16 protein-coding genes and 1 pseudogene are annotated in these 16,123 nt (G+C 44.8%); 11 read left to right on the top strand and 6 right to left on the bottom strand.

What is annotated here, in order from left to right; genetic code table 11:
* Positions 1-18 precede the first annotated feature (18 nt).
* Positions 19-1,932, bottom strand: a complete 1,914-nt coding sequence (locus IEV39_RS15935) for an ATP-binding cassette domain-containing protein (protein WP_005226652.1) — start codon at positions 1,930-1,932, stop codon at positions 19-21.
* A gap of 32 nt (positions 1,933-1,964) precedes the next feature.
* Between IEV39_RS15935 and IEV39_RS15940 the strand changes: the two genes are divergently transcribed.
* From IEV39_RS15940 to IEV39_RS15975, 8 genes and pseudogenes are all read left to right on the top strand, one after another.
* Positions 1,965-2,210 (top strand): SlyX family protein, encoded by a 246-nt coding sequence (locus IEV39_RS15940; RefSeq protein ID WP_005280646.1) that lies wholly within the window; start codon positions 1,965-1,967, stop codon positions 2,208-2,210.
* A gap of 232 nt (positions 2,211-2,442) precedes the next feature.
* A complete protein-coding gene (locus IEV39_RS15945; RefSeq protein ID WP_005280642.1) occupies positions 2,443-2,892 on the top strand; it encodes a hypothetical protein in 450 nt (149 codons plus the stop codon).
* A 33-nt stretch (positions 2,893-2,925) separates the two neighbouring features.
* On the top strand, positions 2,926-5,565 hold the full coding sequence (topA, locus tag IEV39_RS15950) for a type I DNA topoisomerase (RefSeq protein ID WP_005280639.1): 2,640 nt from the start codon (positions 2,926-2,928) through the stop codon (positions 5,563-5,565).
* A gap of 89 nt (positions 5,566-5,654) precedes the next feature.
* On the top strand, positions 5,655-6,413 hold the full coding sequence (locus tag IEV39_RS15955) for a hypothetical protein (RefSeq protein ID WP_005280636.1): 759 nt from the start codon (positions 5,655-5,657) through the stop codon (positions 6,411-6,413).
* 171 nt (positions 6,414-6,584) lie between these two features.
* A complete protein-coding gene (locus IEV39_RS15960) occupies positions 6,585-7,157 on the top strand; it encodes an HdeD family acid-resistance protein (RefSeq protein WP_005280632.1) in 573 nt (190 codons plus the stop codon).
* A 118-nt stretch (positions 7,158-7,275) separates the two neighbouring features.
* Entirely contained in the window at positions 7,276-9,255 is a 1,980-nt protein-coding gene (locus tag IEV39_RS15965) for an ATP-dependent helicase (protein ID WP_005280630.1), read from the top strand.
* A 64-nt stretch (positions 9,256-9,319) separates the two neighbouring features.
* On the top strand, positions 9,320-9,565 hold the full coding sequence (locus tag IEV39_RS15970) for an RNA recognition motif domain-containing protein (protein ID WP_005280627.1): 246 nt from the start codon (positions 9,320-9,322) through the stop codon (positions 9,563-9,565).
* 6 nt (positions 9,566-9,571) lie between these two features.
* Positions 9,572-9,918: pseudogene (locus tag IEV39_RS15975) on the top strand (ASCH domain-containing protein); the annotation flags it as partial.
* 18 nt (positions 9,919-9,936) lie between these two features.
* On the opposite strand, the gene IEV39_RS15980 reads toward IEV39_RS15975, so the two are convergent.
* A complete protein-coding gene (locus tag IEV39_RS15980) occupies positions 9,937-10,281 on the bottom strand; it encodes an EF-hand domain-containing protein (protein WP_005280622.1) in 345 nt (114 codons plus the stop codon).
* Between the two features lie 85 nt (positions 10,282-10,366).
* Here IEV39_RS15980 and IEV39_RS15985 point away from each other — a divergent pair, with 85 nt between their 5' ends.
* Together IEV39_RS15985 and IEV39_RS15990 are read left to right on the top strand one after the other, a co-directional pair.
* The gene (locus IEV39_RS15985) at positions 10,367-10,870 is read left to right on the top strand and encodes a DUF6586 family protein (protein ID WP_005280620.1); all 504 of its coding nucleotides are present in this window, start codon (positions 10,367-10,369) and stop codon (positions 10,868-10,870) included.
* A gap of 112 nt (positions 10,871-10,982) precedes the next feature.
* Complete coding sequence (locus IEV39_RS15990; protein WP_005226660.1) at positions 10,983-11,261, top strand: hypothetical protein; 279 nt, start codon at positions 10,983-10,985, stop codon at positions 11,259-11,261.
* 55 nt (positions 11,262-11,316) lie between these two features.
* Here the strand turns inward: IEV39_RS15990 and IEV39_RS15995 are convergent, their stop codons facing one another.
* The 4 genes from IEV39_RS15995 to IEV39_RS16010 all read right to left on the bottom strand — a co-directional run bounded on the left by IEV39_RS15995 (position 11,317) and on the right by IEV39_RS16010 (position 15,287).
* Entirely contained in the window at positions 11,317-13,032 is a 1,716-nt protein-coding gene (locus tag IEV39_RS15995) for a cation:proton antiporter (protein WP_005226661.1), read from the bottom strand.
* Between the two features lie 227 nt (positions 13,033-13,259).
* Positions 13,260-13,415, bottom strand: a complete 156-nt coding sequence (rpmG, locus tag IEV39_RS16000) for a 50S ribosomal protein L33 (RefSeq protein WP_003654787.1) — start codon at positions 13,413-13,415, stop codon at positions 13,260-13,262.
* A 12-nt stretch (positions 13,416-13,427) separates the two neighbouring features.
* Complete coding sequence (gene rpmB, locus IEV39_RS16005) at positions 13,428-13,664, bottom strand: 50S ribosomal protein L28 (RefSeq protein ID WP_004649871.1); 237 nt, start codon at positions 13,662-13,664, stop codon at positions 13,428-13,430.
* 168 nt (positions 13,665-13,832) lie between these two features.
* On the bottom strand, positions 13,833-15,287 hold the full coding sequence (locus tag IEV39_RS16010; protein ID WP_005226662.1) for a coniferyl aldehyde dehydrogenase: 1,455 nt from the start codon (positions 15,285-15,287) through the stop codon (positions 13,833-13,835).
* A 121-nt stretch (positions 15,288-15,408) separates the two neighbouring features.
* Here IEV39_RS16010 and IEV39_RS16015 point away from each other — a divergent pair, with 121 nt between their 5' ends.
* The gene (locus tag IEV39_RS16015) at positions 15,409-16,107 is read left to right on the top strand and encodes a TetR/AcrR family transcriptional regulator (protein ID WP_004655980.1); all 699 of its coding nucleotides are present in this window, start codon (positions 15,409-15,411) and stop codon (positions 16,105-16,107) included.
* Positions 16,108-16,123: the final 16 nt, after the last annotated feature.

Raw genomic sequence — 16,123 nt, forward strand, 5'->3', positions numbered from 1 at the left:
TAGATGCTCACTGGTTATTTAATTGCCTTTGCTGAGATTTTCCAGCTCATCCCAACGTTCCAGCTTTTCTAGCAATAACTCGTCAATTTCTGCGAGACGCTGGCTGGCCTGAGTCGCTGCATTGGCATCGCTGACAAACCATGAACCATCAGCCAGTTTCTCTGATAAGGTGGCTTGTTCAGTCTCTAATGCTTCAATTTCAGCAGGCAACTGTTCAAGCGCACGCTGATCTTTATAGCTGAGTTTTACTTTCTTCGGTGCAGTAGCGTTTGCAGCTGCGGCAGCCGCTTCAGCTTTGGCTTGTGCCTTTTTCACATCACTTTTCTGATCAACGACTTTCTGGTCTGGACGTTGTTCTAGATAGTCCTGATAGCCACCGATATATTCATCAATATTACCTTTGCCATCAAATACCCAGGTTGAGGTCACAACGTTATCCATAAAGGCACGGTCATGCGAGATCAGCAGCAAGGTGCCTTTGTATTCCGATAACATTTCTTCCAGCAACTCAAGCGTCACCATATCCAGGTCATTGGTTGGCTCATCCATCACGATCAGGTTGGATGGCTTGAGTAACAATTTTGCGAGAAGAATACGGTTGCGTTCACCACCAGAAAGCGCTTTAACAGGGGTGCGGGCACGTTCTGGAGAGAACAGGAAATCTTGTAAATAGCTATAGATATGACGGCGGTTACCATTGACATCGACGAAGTCTGAGCCTTCTGAAACGTTGGCCATCACGGTCTTTTCCAGATCAAGCGCATTACGTAACTGGTCAAAATAGGCGATTTCAAGCTGAGTACCAGTCTTGACTGAACCGCCATGTTCGATTTCACCCAGAATGGCTTTGATCAAGGTGGTTTTACCGACACCGTTGTCACCGACCAGACCGATGCGGTCGCCACGCAACACGATGGCAGAGAAATCTTTAATCAGGGCTTTGCTGTCGTAACTCACACTCAGGTTTTCAATTTCAAACACTAGCTTACCAGAGCGATTGGCTTCCTGGGTTGCCATGCTGACCTTGCCTTGTTGTGAACGACGTGCCTTAGACTGTTCACGCAAGTCTTTCAAGGCACGGACACGACCTTCGTTACGGGTACGACGTGCTTTAATACCTTGACGAATCCAGGCTTCTTCTTCAGCTAACTTTTTATCGAATAGAGCATTCTGCTTTTCTTCTGCTTCCATTTGCTGTGCTTTGAGGTCGAGATAACGTGAATAGTTACCTTCGTAGCTCCGCAAAATACCACGGTCCAGCTCGACAATACGGGTTGCGATACTGTCAACAAATGAACGGTCATGCGAGATAAATAGTAGGGTCAGATTATTCTGATCCAGTAAGAATTTTTCGAGCCATTCGATACTTTCGACATCGAGGTGGTTAGTGGGCTCGTCCAGTAACAGGACATCGGGTTGAGTCAGTAAAGCACGCGCCAACAGTACGCGACGTTTACGTCCGCCTGATAAATCTGCCAAGTCAGCATTCGGATCAAGTCCCATTTTACTGAGAATCGAGTTGACCTTGTTTTCGAGCGCCCAGCCATCGAGTTGATCGAGTTTGTGCTGCAGCATGCCCATACGGTCACAGGCTTCCATATCGCCCAGTACGCAGGCATCGCTGGCTTCATGATATTCTTTTAAGACATTGGCAGCTTCGCCAGCACCCTCGGCCACGATATCTGCAACTTTACCTGAGTCCATCGGGACGTCTTGGGCTAACATTGAAACAGTTAAACCGTTTTGAATGGAAACTTCGCCGTTATCCGGTAACAGGCTTCCCTCAATCAGTTTTAATAAAGTAGACTTACCTTCGCCATTACGACCAATTAAACAGACTCGTTCGCCACGTTCCAGGTTAAAGTTCGCGCCGTCGAGTAAGGCAGGTCCGCCAAATGCGAGATGGACATCCCTTAAAGTAATATAGGCCATAATGTTTCCTAAAAGTTCAGATGAGGTCTGAAATGACTAAACCACAAAATTTTGATGATCACGCGTCATTTTCCGCACCCATTGAAGATTTGCAAGTCCGAATTGCATTTTTAGATGATTTAGTTGAACAATTGAATCAACAACTGGCACTTCAGACCCAAGAAATAGCCGATCTAAAAAAACAGATGCAACTGTTATATCGTCGGGTTGAATCGTCGGATTTATCGGACGGGATTGCGCCTTTTGATCCGATGAGTGATAAACCGCCGCATTATTAAGCGATTTGCCATCATAAAATACCTGTTGAATAGAGATTCAAGAATCAGAGATGTATTTATTGTGTATTTCTGGCATTCATCATATTTTAAACTTTAGAAAAATAAGGTTAGATAACTGCGATCTCTTCAAGTTTGAATGATAAATCAAAGTCTTGAAAGTCGACTGTAAGGAAAGCTTGCCTTTTGGATTCAAGTTATGTAACGCTAATAAAAGGACATTTTGGGCAACTTTATGAGTAATATTGGAATTTGGATCACAGTTGCGATTGTACTGTTTGTACTTGGCTCGATTTTTGGCTTACGTGTCAGTCCCCGAGAAAAAGCATTGGGCATGATGCGCGATCAGGCACGAAAAATGGGTTTGCATCCACGTTTAATCGCCGCACCAGAATGGACGAAAATTCCAATGGCATCAGAAAAGCGTGCCAGCATGGTGGCTTATTATAGTGTCCTGATTCCAGATGCCCGCCTGCCGCTTATGCGCGCAAGAGTGGTGGATGGCAAGCTTCAGGTCGTGCAAGGTGATCAGAAATTTAATGATTTAACCATTGCATTAACAGGAGTTTATGCTATTGATATGCAGGCAAACTGTGTTGGGCTATATTGGGATGAAGAAACTGACTTAAAAGCCACACAGCTTGAACAGATAAAAACTTATTTACATGAATTGGCTCAACGCTAATTTATTGATTGAACACAGGAAAAACGATTTATTATGGCGAAAACTCCACGCTCTGCTTCAGAAAGCACAGCAGCTTCCGCGTCTGCTGCAAAGAAACGTGCCTTAGTGATTGTGGAGTCGCCTGCAAAAGCGAAAACAATTAATAAATATTTAGGCTCACAGTTTGTGGTGAAGTCATCGGTCGGTCATGTCCGTGATTTACCGACAGGCGGCGGAGCGAAGTCTAGCGAAAAGAAGCCGGCAACGCGTGTCAAGCTGACTGAACAGCAAAAAGCGGAAAAAGCCCAATCTGCACTGATTAACCGTATGGGTGTTGATCCGGAACATGACTGGATCGCCCATTATGAAGTGCTGCCGGGCAAAGAACATGTGGTTGCCGAACTGAAAAAACTTGCCAAAGATGCCGATGCTATCTATCTCGCAACGGATTTGGATAGAGAAGGGGAAGCGATTGCCTGGCATTTAAGAGAAGTAATTGGTGGAGATGACAGTCGTTACCATCGTGTGGTCTTTAACGAGATTACCCAAAATGCCATTCAGGAAGCGTTTAAACAGCCAACACGTCTCGATTTGAACCGTGTCAATGCACAACAGGCACGTCGTTTCCTTGACCGTGTGGTGGGCTTTATGGTGTCGCCATTGCTGTGGGAAAAGATTGCCCGTGGCTTATCGGCAGGCCGTGTACAATCGGTTGCAGTCAAACTGGTGGTCGAGCGTGAACGTGAAATCCGGGCCTTTATCCCGGAAGAATACTGGCAGGTATTTGCAGATACCTTGTCGAAGAAAGATGACATTCGTCTGGAAGCTGTGAAACAAGCCGGTAAGACGCTTAAGCTCAAGAATAAAGCTGAAACCGATGCGTTATTGAACGTATTAAAAGATGCTGAATATAAGGTGGCATTACGCGAAGATAAACCGACCAAGGTGAATCCAAGTGCACCGTATATCACCTCGACCCTGCAGCAGGCAGCAAGTACCCGTCTAGGTTTCTCGGTGAAGAAAACCATGATGCTGGCACAGCGTTTGTATGAAGGTGGTTTTATTACCTATATGCGTACCGACTCAACCTTCTTGAGTGATGACGCGGTGAATATGGTGCGTAATCATATTCAGCAAAATTTTGGTGAAAAATATGTGCCGGCCAAGCCAAACCGTTATGGCAATAAAGCAGGCGCGCAAGAAGCGCATGAAGCGATTCGTCCATCCGATGTTGGATTGACGGGTGACAAACTTGCAGGTGTTGAGCGTGATGCTCAGCGTTTATATGATTTGATCTGGCGTCAATTTGTCGCTTGTCAAATGACACCAGCAGAATATTTATCTTCGACGTTGACCGTTGAAGCGGCAAATGTTGAGTTAAAGGCCAAAGGCCGTACTCTAGTCTTTGATGGTTTTACCCGTGTGCGTGGTGCAAACAAATCAGATGATGATGTGTTGCTGCCAGCAGTGAAAGTCGGCGAAGTGCTCAAGTTAGAAAAGCTTGATCCAAGCCAGCACTTTACCAAACCACCTGCACGTTTTACCGAAGCATCTTTAGTTAAAGAACTTGAGAAAAAAGGCATTGGCCGTCCATCGACCTATGCTGCCATTATCTCAACCATTCAAGAACGTGGTTATGTGAAACTGGAAAACCGTCGTCTCTTTGCCGAGAAGATGGGTGAGATCGTGACGGATCGTCTGGATGAAAGTTTTAATAACCTGATGAACTATGCTTTCACTGCAGATTTAGAAGGTCAGTTAGACCGTGTTGCGACAGGTGAGCGTAACTGGAAAGAGCTATTAGACACCTTCTACGGTGACTTTAAAAAGCGTTTGACCAATGCACAGGGCGAAAGCGGCATGCGCCGTAACCAGCCGGTTGAAGTGCCAGATGTACCATGTCCTGAATGTGCGCGCCCAATGCAGGTACGTACCGGAACAACAGGCGTATTCCTGGGATGTTCAGGTTATAACCTGCCACCAAAAGAGCGTTGTAAGGGTACACTGAATCTAACACCAGTCGAGTCTTTAGCTGCATTGTCGGATGATGATGGTGCTGAAACCGCTGACTTGATGTCGAAACATCGTTGTCCTAAATGTGGTACGGCGATGGACAGCTATGTGGTTGACGGGGGGCGTAAATTACATGTCTGTGGTAATAACCCAGATTGTGATGGCTACGAAGTCGAAGAAGGTGAATTCAAGATCAAGGGCTATGATGGCCCAACCATTCCATGTGATAAATGTGATGGTGAAATGCAGTTGAAAACTGGCCGTTTTGGTCCGTATTTTGCCTGCTCAAGCTGCGACAATACCCGTAAGGTCTTGAAGAGTGGTCAGCCAGCACCTCCACGTGTTGATCCGATCAAAATGGAACACTTGCGCTCAACCAAGCATGATGATTTCTTTGTGTTGCGTGATGGCGCGGCTGGTTTATTCCTGGCTGCAAGTAAATTCCCGAAAATTCGTGAAACACGCGCGCCGAAAGTAGCCGAATTACGAAGTGTTGCGGAACAGCTTGATCCGAAGTATCAATTCCTGCTGCAAGCGCCAGATGTTGATCCTGAAGGCAATCCAACCGTGGTGAAATTTAGTCGTAAGAACCAGTCACAATATGTGGGTTCTGAAACGGCTGAAGGCAAACAAACCAAGTGGAGTCTGGTGTTCCAAGACGGAAAATGGGTAGAAGGCTAAATATTCAGATTTAAAAAAATGCTAGCACTTGCTAGCATTTTTTATCGCATCAAGAAAAACAAGAAATATATTTTTATTGGGGAAATGATATGTGGAAAAATATTCGGGTCGCGATTTTGCTGGTCGTGTTGCTGGTGGTCGCCGTGAATGCCTATCGTGATCAGAATCAGGACTGGAATCAACCGATTCATATTTTATTGCATCCGATTAATGCTGATGGTTTAGCGACCACACAACAGTATATTCAACAATTACAGCAAGATGACTTTGCTGAGGTGAAACAGTATTTAGAGAAAAATAGCCAGCAGTATCGCGGACAAAGCAGCTATTTCATGATTCAGATTGGACGCGAGTTACAGCAAGTACCTCCAAAGATGTCTGAACAGCCGAGTATCTTGAACAATATCTTGTGGAGCCTGAAATTCAGATTCTATGCATGGGAACAGCATCAATCGGGAGATGGTTCACCAAGCTTGACGCTATATCTGAATTATTATGATCCGAAGCAGAGCAGGGAATTGAAGCATTCGACTGCGCTGGAGCGTGGACGAATCGGCTCGGTCAATTTATTTGCTTCACCCAAACAGGCTGCACAGAACAATGTGGTGTTGGTACATGAATTACTACACGGGTTTGGCGCGACAGATAAATATAATTTGAATAATGGCGAACCGATTTTCCCGATTGGCTATGCCCAAGCCGATCAGCAGCCTTTATATCCACAAACTGAAGCTGAAATTATGGGAGGAAGAATTCCCTTATCCGAACATAAAAGTAAAATGCCCAATGACCTGAATGAAACGGTAATCAGTATTTTAACGGCCAGGGAAGTGGGGTGGATCAAGTAAATTGTGGATAAGTTTAGATTTATCCATAGCATTCAACAGAACGCTCAAAAATATGAAATAAAACACAAGTTTTCTGACATTCCATCATTAATTTTCAACATGCCTTATACAGAATTTTGTGACGAACAGGCCCAATATAGGCATATAACATTGAAGATAAAAGAGTAAATAATGATGAAAACAGTGGGTAACGATCTGATTCGCAATCAGCTACACGCTGATCGTAAATGGTATCTGTTATTGGGCGTGTTACTGGTTATTTTTGGCTTGGTTCTTTTAGCTGCGCTACCATTCGCCACCTTGTCTGCGGTACTGTTATTTGGTGTCTTGATGATGCTGGGCGGCGTTTTGCATTTTATTGCCGCATTTACCGTCTTTAAAGGCGGTACGCGCTGGTTGTGGGCTTTATTTGGTGTGCTGTACTTGGTGGCGGGTTATTTTGCCTTTACCACACCGGTGATCACTGCGGTAGTGCTCACCAGCTTTCTGGCGATTGCCCTGATTATTGCGGGGATTATCCGCACTGTGAATGCATTTATCCTGAGACCGGTTTCTGGTTGGGGCTGGGTGCTGTTTTCAGGCATATTAACCTTACTTACCGGGATTTTAATCCTTTCATCACCGGATTCACCGTTCTGGGTGTTGGGAATGTTCTTGGCAATTGATATTTTATTCCAGGGAATTAATTACCTGACCTTTGCGGGAGCGATCAAACAGTTGCCGCATAGCTCAACCACCGCCTAACTCATTCGCTAAAATTGTAGGGCGTGCCTTTTGCACGCCCTTTTTTGTTTTGTAGCGAGAAACATTTGCATGGCTTTAGTCTGTTAAAATATCGATTCGTTTGTAACTGACCGATTGTATGACGCTTGCCAAGCTAATTGATGAACTGAATCCACAACAGAAACAGGCTGCCACCACGACTGCACAAAATTGTCTGGTTCTGGCAGGAGCGGGATGTGGTAAAACCAAGACCATTGTGGCGAGATCGGCATATTTAATTGATCAGGGTTTGCCTGCACAGCAGATCCAGATTCTGACCTTTACCCGTCGGGCTGCAAGTGAAATTGTCACCCGTGTCGAGCAGCATATGGGTGCACAGGCCAAAGGTTTGCGTGCATCCACCTTCCATACCTTTTGCATGTATTTGTTACGTCGTAATCCGCGCGCTTTTGGTCTGACCCAGTTCAGCATTATTGACCGTGATGATCAGTTGCTGATGTTCCGTTTACTGCGCGGCAAGGATAAGGGCAATGTATTGCCAAAAGCAGCTGAATTATGTGATCTGTATTCATATGCCCGTAATACCAAGACCAAACTCTCTGACGCCTTATTAGAGCAGTTACCGCAAGCAGTGGAGTACAAGGTGCAAATTGCGGAACTGATGCAAGCCTATGAACAACGTAAGCAAGAACGCAATTTTCTCGATTATGATGACATCTTGTCGATTGTCGCGGTGCATTTGCAAAACTCAGCTGAATTGGTGCAATGGGTTACCGGCTTCTGTTCAGCACTACTGGTCGATGAAATGCAGGACACCAATCCGTTGCAATGGGCGTTATTGCAACCCTTAGTCGGTAAGGTCAAACTGTTTTGTGTCGGCGATGATGCACAATCGATTTATGGCTTTCGTGGGGCGGATTTTGAAAATATCCACCATTTTAGGGAACGTGTCCCTGATGCCCAAGTGCTGACGCTGGAAATGAATTATCGTTCCACGCAGGGGATTCTGGATTTATCTAACTGGTTGCTGGCGCAAAGTCCGATTGAGTATGGCAAGCATCTGCAAGCCTATCGCGGTAAAGGTTTAAAGCCTCAGTTGCATATCCTGAGTAATGAGTTTGAAGAAGCCAACTGGATTATTCAGGATTTAAATCGTCGGCATATGCAGGGCGCGGCATGGGCAGAGCATATGGTGCTGTTGCGTTCGGGTTTTAGTGGGCGTTATCTGGAAGGGGCCTTGATTGCCGCCAACATTCCCTACCGTTTTATTGGTGGGGTGAAACTGCTGGAATCGGCGCATGTTAAAGATGTGCTGAGTCTACTCCGTGTTAGTGTTAATCCGCAGGACGATCTGGCATGGATGCGTTTCTTGACGCTCTGGGATGGTGTCGGTGATGTCGGTGCCAGTAAATTAGCTCAGGAACTGATCCAGCTACCTAATATTGAGGCGCGTTGCCAGCGTTTAGAGCGTCATGGCAAAGTACCGCAACAAGCCATCCTGATCCTGATGCAGCTGGATGTGTTGCAGCAACATGTCGAAGCCTGCATTGGGCTGGCGCTGGATGCCTTGAATGAACAACTGGAAAATAACTATAAAACCAAAGACTGGACCCGCCGTGTCAAAGATTTTGATCTGGTCAAGCAACTGGCACGTAAACACAGTTCGCTTGGAGAGTTTCTGGAGGAATATGTACTCGATCCAATTTCGGTCTCGGAAATTGATAAAACCCCAGATCAGGACTTGGTAACATTGATTACCATCCATTCGGCTAAAGGTGCCGAGCAAAAAGTCTGTTATGTACCGCATGTCTCGCCAACGCAGTATCCGCATGCACGGGCACAGGGCGATTTTGACGATGTGGAAGAAGAACGCCGTGTGTTGTATGTGGCCTTGACCCGTGCCGAGAATGAACTCATTTTGACAAAACAGAATTTAAATCTATGGGCTCATGATCAATATGATGAGCTCGGTCGCAAAATAGAAAGTTATTTTCTCAATGATTTACCTCAACATTTAGTCGATACCCAGATTCACCGTGATATTCCGCGTGCTTATGGGCAAGCCAGTCGCTCGCGTTCGACTGCAATCAATTTAGGTTTTGGGATCGATTTGGATTAAACTACCCAGATTCAATTTATTTTGATTCACCGATTTGAGGGTGAATCATGTTTTAGGTTTTAGCATGAAAATTTTAGTTCGTAATTTAGATCGTAGCGTGACCGATGCAGAAGTGCTCGACTTGTTTAAAGCTTATGGCAAAGTCGAGTCTTGTGTGGTGGTCAAAGATGCTGAAACAGGAAAATCCAAAGGCTTTGGTTTTGTTGAAATGCCGAATCCACGTGAAGCGGTCAAAGCAGTGAAAGATTTAAATACCTTGAAAGTAAAAAACTATGGCATCCGTGTGAAAATTGCGGAAGATCAAGCTTAATTCTGTATGTTAAAGCAATATACCGCTTTATCGGTTTTTGCTCCCAATGCCGGGCGAATTGCGCAAGGTCAGAAAACCTTGGAAGTTCGCTCATGGCATCCTGAGGCATTGCCTATAAAAGATGTAGTAATTGTCGAGAATCAAAACTTTCTGTTGCAGGATGGCGATGAAGAATCGTTGCCTTAGTCGATATAGAAGCCGTCCATGCATGGCGAGTGGATGAAGTTGAAGCAGCTTGCGCCTCATATTGGGCTGAAGGCTATTTCGCTTGGATGATTGCGAATATCCGTCCATTCGACCAACCTATTCAAGTCATGGCTAAGCGAAAACTTTATCTGCTCGAGTTGGGCATCGAGTCACTTGTCTTCGCCTTATTTACCCCATGTTTGTCCCCAACCCTGACAAGGGTTGATAAAATAGCCATAGATATTGGTGATTTCTTGTTGGTCGATTAAGCCATTATGATCCTGATCGAGTGCTTTAAAAATCTTTATGCGTTTACGGTCGAGCGGGAAAAATTGTTTTTGCCAAGAAACAGGTTGATCTTTTAGGTCAATGAGTTTTGTCCATTCATTTTGATCAATCATTTGATCTCGGTTGAGATCGTAATCGGCATAGAGCTTTTCCCAGTCCAAACCGGCAGGTTCACAGCTATAACTCATTGAAATCGCCATACAGCATATTAAGCTCAGGATGGCTTGTTGAATATGACGCATGAGCGGGCTCAAAAGATATTGATTTTATCATTAAAGCATTTAATCTTAAGCTATCCAAGTGGAAGGATTTTGAAGGAAAAATATTATGTCCCGTGTTGCTCGTTATCATGCAGATCGTACCAATCAGAAACTATATTTCGCCCGTCTCGCATGTCAACAAGCTGAGCAAACAGAACATATTCAACAAGCACAGGCTTATCGTGAAGCTGCTGTTTTCCATTTGCATGGGGCAATATTGGCATTTTTGCAAGAACTGGTACGTTATTATCGCCTGAATGACTTGCAGCCGACCTTTAAGTCGATTGAAGAACATATGGCGGATAAAGGGCAGGTCTCTCCAGAGATTCAGGTATTACAACAACTGGCTAAAGACGGTTTTGTGGCTGAATTGAAACGTGCCTATCGGATGTGTCAGTATGCACCCGAGCCCTCTGCACCAGAACCTGAAAATGAAACCTCTTCTAATTTGATTATCAAGGTGACGCAAAGCCCACAGGCATGGTTGCCCGATGCCAAAATCTTACGTGAATGGCATCGTGAATTAAGTCACTTAATTGATGGTTTTCGTAATGAAATGGTGGAGTTCTAAGTCGAAACTTTAAGACGACTTGAAATCTATTCCCTCAGCACTTATATAAATAAGACGTGAGAGCGCAAAGTGCCAAATACTTTGCCACCATGTTGAAACATGGAGAAAATTTATGTCAATGCAACAGTTAAAAGAATTATTTGGTAATCAGGAAGCAATTCTTGAATTGGTTCAACTCGAAGGTGGTGAGCTTGCTTTGCGCAATGCGGGTTCTGAAAATGAGCCTTTGGTCAAAATCCAGTTTAGTGATGAGGTGAAGGCCATCCTCGGAGACCAGACGCCAGCCGTCGCACAGCATATGATTCAGGCAGCCTTGTTCGGATTGCTAGAAAAGCAGATGAATCAATGGCAAGCCGAAGTGCTGGACGAGCAACCTAGCCATTTCAGCTAATCCTGAAAAATAAAAAAGCGTACTCAAGGTACGCTTTTTCGTTTAAAGCAGTTTGTTAATGGGCTTCGGTCTGATGAGCGAGTTCAATCTGATTGAGGATATGATGGCTCATATTCTTGGCCATTTCCTCTTTGGCATAGAATACTTCTCCAATATTTTCCTCACGGATAATCACGGCTTCTTCTTTGCTTTCTGCACAGATCAGGACCTGAATTTCAGGATTAAGTTGTTTGGAAATATCCACGATACGATGAATATCCAGAATATCCATTGGTGAGATCACTAACAGGCGTGCATGCTGAATGTGTGCCTGAATCAAGACATTCGGTTCGGTGGCTTCACCGCTGACCGCTGCTCTGCCTTGGGCACGTAGTTTTTCAACAATTTCCCGGTTTTCTTCAGCAATCACCACTTTGATGTTTTGCTGCATCAGATTTTCACTGATACGACGACCCACCCCCCCATAGCCGATAATCACTACCTGATCGCGCAGGTAAGCCTGATCAACCTCATCCGGGAGCATTGCCAGTGGGTCACCACTACGTTCCAGTAAACGTGCCAAATGCGAGCGCTCACGAATCCAGCGCTGTACGGGCTCGATCGCAGAGAACACAAATGAGTTCAGCGTAATTGAGAATAATGCGCCTGCAAGAATCAGGTTTTGTGCATCCGGTGTCAGTAAACCGAGTGATAAACCCAGTGTCGCCAGAATGAAAGAGAATTCCCCAATCTGGGCCAGACTTGCACCTACCGTTAAAGCAGTATTAATCGGGTAGCGGAAGAACAGCACCAAAGCCATTGCAGCCAAGGTTTTACCCACCATAATGATGGCAACCACCGCTAAAATCTTTAATGGGGCTTCGACCAAGATACTTGGATCGAATAACATACCCACGGAAACGAAAAATAGAATCGAGAAGATTTCACGGAGGGGCAGGGTTTCTTCTTCGGCACGATGGCTAAAGTCCGATTCTTTAACCACCATCCCGGCAAAGAATGCGCCCAATGCCATGGATACGCCAAATACCGCATATGAACCATAAGCAATCGATACCGCAGCTGCTACTACAGTCAGGGTAAATAGTTCACGGGAGCCTAGACGTGCCACAAATTGCATGATCATCGGCACAAGACGTTTACCAATAATCAGCATGAAGGCAATAAAGCCCGTCACTTTAAGCAGGGTGATCCCGATCGTGACCCAGATGCTTTGTGAAGTATCGGTACCTGGAAGGGCTTGTCCGCCCAGCAATACCGCCGTTGCAGGGAGAAGTACCAGTGCTAACACCATCACTAGGTCTTCGACCAAAAGCCAGCCGACGGCAATTTTTCCATTCACCGAATCGAGCAGGCCACGATCTCCTAGCGCCTTGAGTAAGACCACTGTACTGGCACAGGACAAGCTTAAACCGAAGATCAACGCTGAACCGAAGCTCCAGCCCCAATACATGGACACCGCAACGCCGAGTAAGGTTGCCACGGCAATTTGTAAAATCGCACCTGGTAAGGCAATGCGGCGAACCTGTAATAAATCTTTGAGGGAGAAATGCATCCCCACACCGAACATCAGGAACATGACACCGAGTTCGGCCAGCTGATTGGCCAGCTGGATATCACCCACAACACCGGGCGTATTTGGACTAATAATAATACCGGCAACAAGATAGCCGATTAAAGGGGGGAGGCGTAGACGTGCTGCGATATAGCCAAAAATAAGGGCCATACCAAAACCGACAGCAAGTAATATAATTAAATCAACATCATGTGGCATCGGGGCTCCTTAATCGTTGCGGTTAAGGTAGAAATAAATGAGCATAAAACATGCCAAGAAAACAGCGAATAAATTGTAACAACTAAAATCGAATTTGTTGATGATAATTTTTTTAATTATCAAAAAAAATTATGTAAGAGATTTATTCATGTGTTTTTTTAGTTATACCGCGTTTTTCAGGCAAAAAAAACGACTTCAAAAGAAGCCGTTTTTTTAAAGAACTAAAATTATTTAATTTTAGCTTCTTTGAAGATGACGTGTTGACGGATTTTTGGATCAAATTTTTTGATTTCCATTTTTTCCGGCATAGTACGTTTGTTCTTAGTAGTGGTATAGAAATAACCTGTACCAGCTGTAGAAACGAGGCGAATCTTATCACGCATTGTTCAGACTCCTTAGATCTTTTGACCTTGAGCACGGAGATCAGCAACAACTTTCTCGATACCCAATTTATCAATAATACGCATACCTTTAGTGGTTAAACGAAGACGTACAAAACGCTTTTCGCTTTCTAACCAAAAACGGTGGTGGTGCAGGTTCGGCTCGAACCGGCGTTTGGTTTTGTTGTTTGCGTGCGACACGTTGTTACCAACGATAGGACGCTTGCCGGTAACTTGGCAAACCTTAGACATGGTGAACTCCATTGCTAGTTTATACAGCACAATTTCGTGCAACTAGCCATTCAAGTAAACGGATGAAATCATTCAAGGGGCGTTTTATACCAAAAATACGATTAAAAGACAAGCGAATTTGGTAAAAACAAGACATGATCTGGTGTGATAGATCATGCCTTAACCAGCTTAACGAAATAGTGTTTTTAAAAGCAGTTTGTGTGTCGCTTTATTATACGGTGGCAGAATGAATTTTAAACTGTAAAGTTTAGGGCTGACCGGATTCGACATCATTGAGCGTTCATGTGAGAAGCTAAAGAAACCTTCCTTGCCATGATATTTGCCCATGCCCGATGCGCCAATGCCGCCAAATGGCAAGTCATCTTGAGCCACGTGGGTCAGGGTCTGGTTGATTCCGAAGTGTCCTGAATGCGTGCGACCTGCGACATAATCGGCACGTGCACTATCTGTATCAAAATAATAGAAAGCCAGTGGGCGAGGGCGACTATTAATAAACTGTAGGGCTTCGTCAATATGCTCGTATTCCAGAATAGGAAGAATTGGACCAAAGATCTCGTTCTTCATAATCTCCATTTCTGTGGTCACACCGGTTAATAGGGTCGGTGCAATTTTACGAACCTCGGTTAGAGACTCATTCTTGGCATTGAGCTCAACAATATTGGCGCCTTGTTCACGGGCATCTTCCAGATAGCCTTGCAGGCGATTGTACTGCTTGTCATTGATAATAGAAGTATAGTCATTATTATCACGCAAGCTTGGATACATGGTGGTGACAAAGTCATTATAGTGCTTGGTGAACTCGGCCGTTTTGCCCTTAGGCAGGAACATATAATCAGGGGCAACACAGGTTTGGCCGGCATTCCAGAGTTTACCGACCGCAATCCGCTGTGCCACATCACGAATGTTCATGGCGGAATGCACCAGCGCAGGGGATTTGCCACCTAATTCTAAAATCACAGGGACAAGATTCTCTGCCGCCGCAGCCATGACAGTTTTCCCTACAGAGGTTGAACCGGTGAAAATCATTTTGTCAAAAGCCAGATGACTGAAAGCATCTGAAATAACTCCACCACCATTTACCACAGCCACCAGTTCCTGCGGAAATGCTTCTGAAAGGGCATTTTCCAGTACATAACCAAAGTGTGAGGATGCACTCGAGATTTTGATCATGGCATGGTTACCCGCTGCCAGGGCGCAGATCAGTGGACCCAGTGAAAGGAGCAGAGGATAGTTCCATGGTGCAATAATGCCGACTACACCTAAAGGTTGATATTCTACCCAGCCTTTCGCTGGTTGGTGTAACATGCTGATATGGCGTTTGGACGGTTTCATCCATTCGGTTAGGTTCTTGCTGTAATATTTGATATGTTCCAGACAAGTCAGAACTTCGCCAATCTTGGTTTCCATCACGGCACGGTTGCCGTAATCCTGATTAATTGCGTTAGCAAATTGATCTTGATATTTTACCAGGATATTTTTAAGTCGGGCTAAGCGATCAAGACGTTCTTTGGCGCTTGGCACAGGATGGCGTTGGTAAGCTGCTTTTTGCTGCTCAAGCAAATCATGTAGCCGTTGTACATCAACATGAGGTGTCATAGCGGTTGTTTTTGTTTGACTGTTCATAGGAGTGGACCAAAAGAAAGCTTATTATTTTTTAATTTTTAGAGTAAATACTCTAAAGTGTCAAGTCGCTTTATAGGTTTGTTTTATAACCTATTGATAATGTTATAGATGGTTAAACTCAATGTCACACGCTAAACCGAACAAAACAAAAGATCGAATTTTGCAAATCAGTTTGCAGTTGTTTAATGAGCGTGGAGAGCGTTCGGTCACCACCAATCACATTGCGGCTGAACTGGGGATTAGTCCCGGTAACCTGTATTATCATTTCCGCAATAAACAGGAAATTATCAAGGAACTGGCACAGCAGTATCAGGCTGAAACCTTGGAAATGCTGGCTTTGCCGACCGATCGTCCGTTGAATGCCAATGACAAGATCAGCTACTTTCAGGTGCTGAGTAATCAGTTGTGGGCCTATCGTTTTATTCACCGCGATGTGTATCATCTGGTGGAAAATAATGAAGACTTTAGAAAAATCTATCCGCGTTTTGCGGGGCAGGTGATGCAGCAGGGCCAAAAAATCTATCGCGCTTTCGTGGATGCCGGCCTGATGAAGATGACCGATTCGGAAATCGAAGCCTTAATTATTAACCTGTGGATTGTGCTGACCAACTGGACTAACTTCTTATATATGTCTGGTCATATCAGTGATAACAATCGCCTTGAAGAAAAATGGGTATGGCAGGCTTTGCGTCAGATGGTGTTTCTGGAAGGTCCGTATTTGATGGGGGAAAGCCGCCAGACTTATGAACAATTATTGAAATCATTGGGTCCATCCGACCTGTTTGCCAGCTTATCTAATCTTAAAAATGACGACGAGTGAGCCTTAGCTATTTAGT

This window comes from Acinetobacter courvalinii (genome assembly GCF_014635545.1).
Classification (GTDB): domain Bacteria; phylum Pseudomonadota; class Gammaproteobacteria; order Pseudomonadales; family Moraxellaceae; genus Acinetobacter; species Acinetobacter courvalinii.

Bases quoted from the DNA above. Each gene is read 5' to 3' on its own strand.
- IEV39_RS15965 (WP_005280630.1), top strand. From the start codon at position 7,276: ATGACGCTTGCCAAGCTAATTGATGAACTGAATCCACAACAGAAACAG.
- IEV39_RS15955 (WP_005280636.1), top strand. From the start codon at position 5,655: ATGTGGAAAAATATTCGGGTCGCGATTTTGCTGGTCGTGTTGCTGGTG.
- rpmB (WP_004649871.1), bottom strand. From the start codon at position 13,664: ATGTCTAAGGTTTGCCAAGTTACCGGCAAGCGTCCTATCGTTGGTAAC.
- rpmG (WP_003654787.1), bottom strand. From the start codon at position 13,415: ATGCGTGATAAGATTCGCCTCGTTTCTACAGCTGGTACAGGTTATTTC.
- topA (WP_005280639.1), top strand. From the start codon at position 2,926: ATGGCGAAAACTCCACGCTCTGCTTCAGAAAGCACAGCAGCTTCCGCG.
- IEV39_RS15960 (WP_005280632.1), top strand. From the start codon at position 6,585: ATGATGAAAACAGTGGGTAACGATCTGATTCGCAATCAGCTACACGCT.
- IEV39_RS15970 (WP_005280627.1), top strand. From the start codon at position 9,320: ATGAAAATTTTAGTTCGTAATTTAGATCGTAGCGTGACCGATGCAGAA.
- IEV39_RS15935 (WP_005226652.1), bottom strand. From the start codon at position 1,932: ATGGCCTATATTACTTTAAGGGATGTCCATCTCGCATTTGGCGGACCT.
- IEV39_RS16015 (WP_004655980.1), top strand. From the start codon at position 15,409: ATGTCACACGCTAAACCGAACAAAACAAAAGATCGAATTTTGCAAATC.
- IEV39_RS15980 (WP_005280622.1), bottom strand. From the start codon at position 10,281: ATGCGTCATATTCAACAAGCCATCCTGAGCTTAATATGCTGTATGGCG.
- IEV39_RS15995 (WP_005226661.1), bottom strand. From the start codon at position 13,032: ATGCCACATGATGTTGATTTAATTATATTACTTGCTGTCGGTTTTGGT.
- IEV39_RS16010 (WP_005226662.1), bottom strand. From the start codon at position 15,287: ATGAACAGTCAAACAAAAACAACCGCTATGACACCTCATGTTGATGTA.
- IEV39_RS15985 (WP_005280620.1), top strand. From the start codon at position 10,367: ATGTCCCGTGTTGCTCGTTATCATGCAGATCGTACCAATCAGAAACTA.
- IEV39_RS15990 (WP_005226660.1), top strand. From the start codon at position 10,983: ATGTCAATGCAACAGTTAAAAGAATTATTTGGTAATCAGGAAGCAATT.
- IEV39_RS15945 (WP_005280642.1), top strand. From the start codon at position 2,443: ATGAGTAATATTGGAATTTGGATCACAGTTGCGATTGTACTGTTTGTA.
- IEV39_RS15940 (WP_005280646.1), top strand. From the start codon at position 1,965: ATGACTAAACCACAAAATTTTGATGATCACGCGTCATTTTCCGCACCC.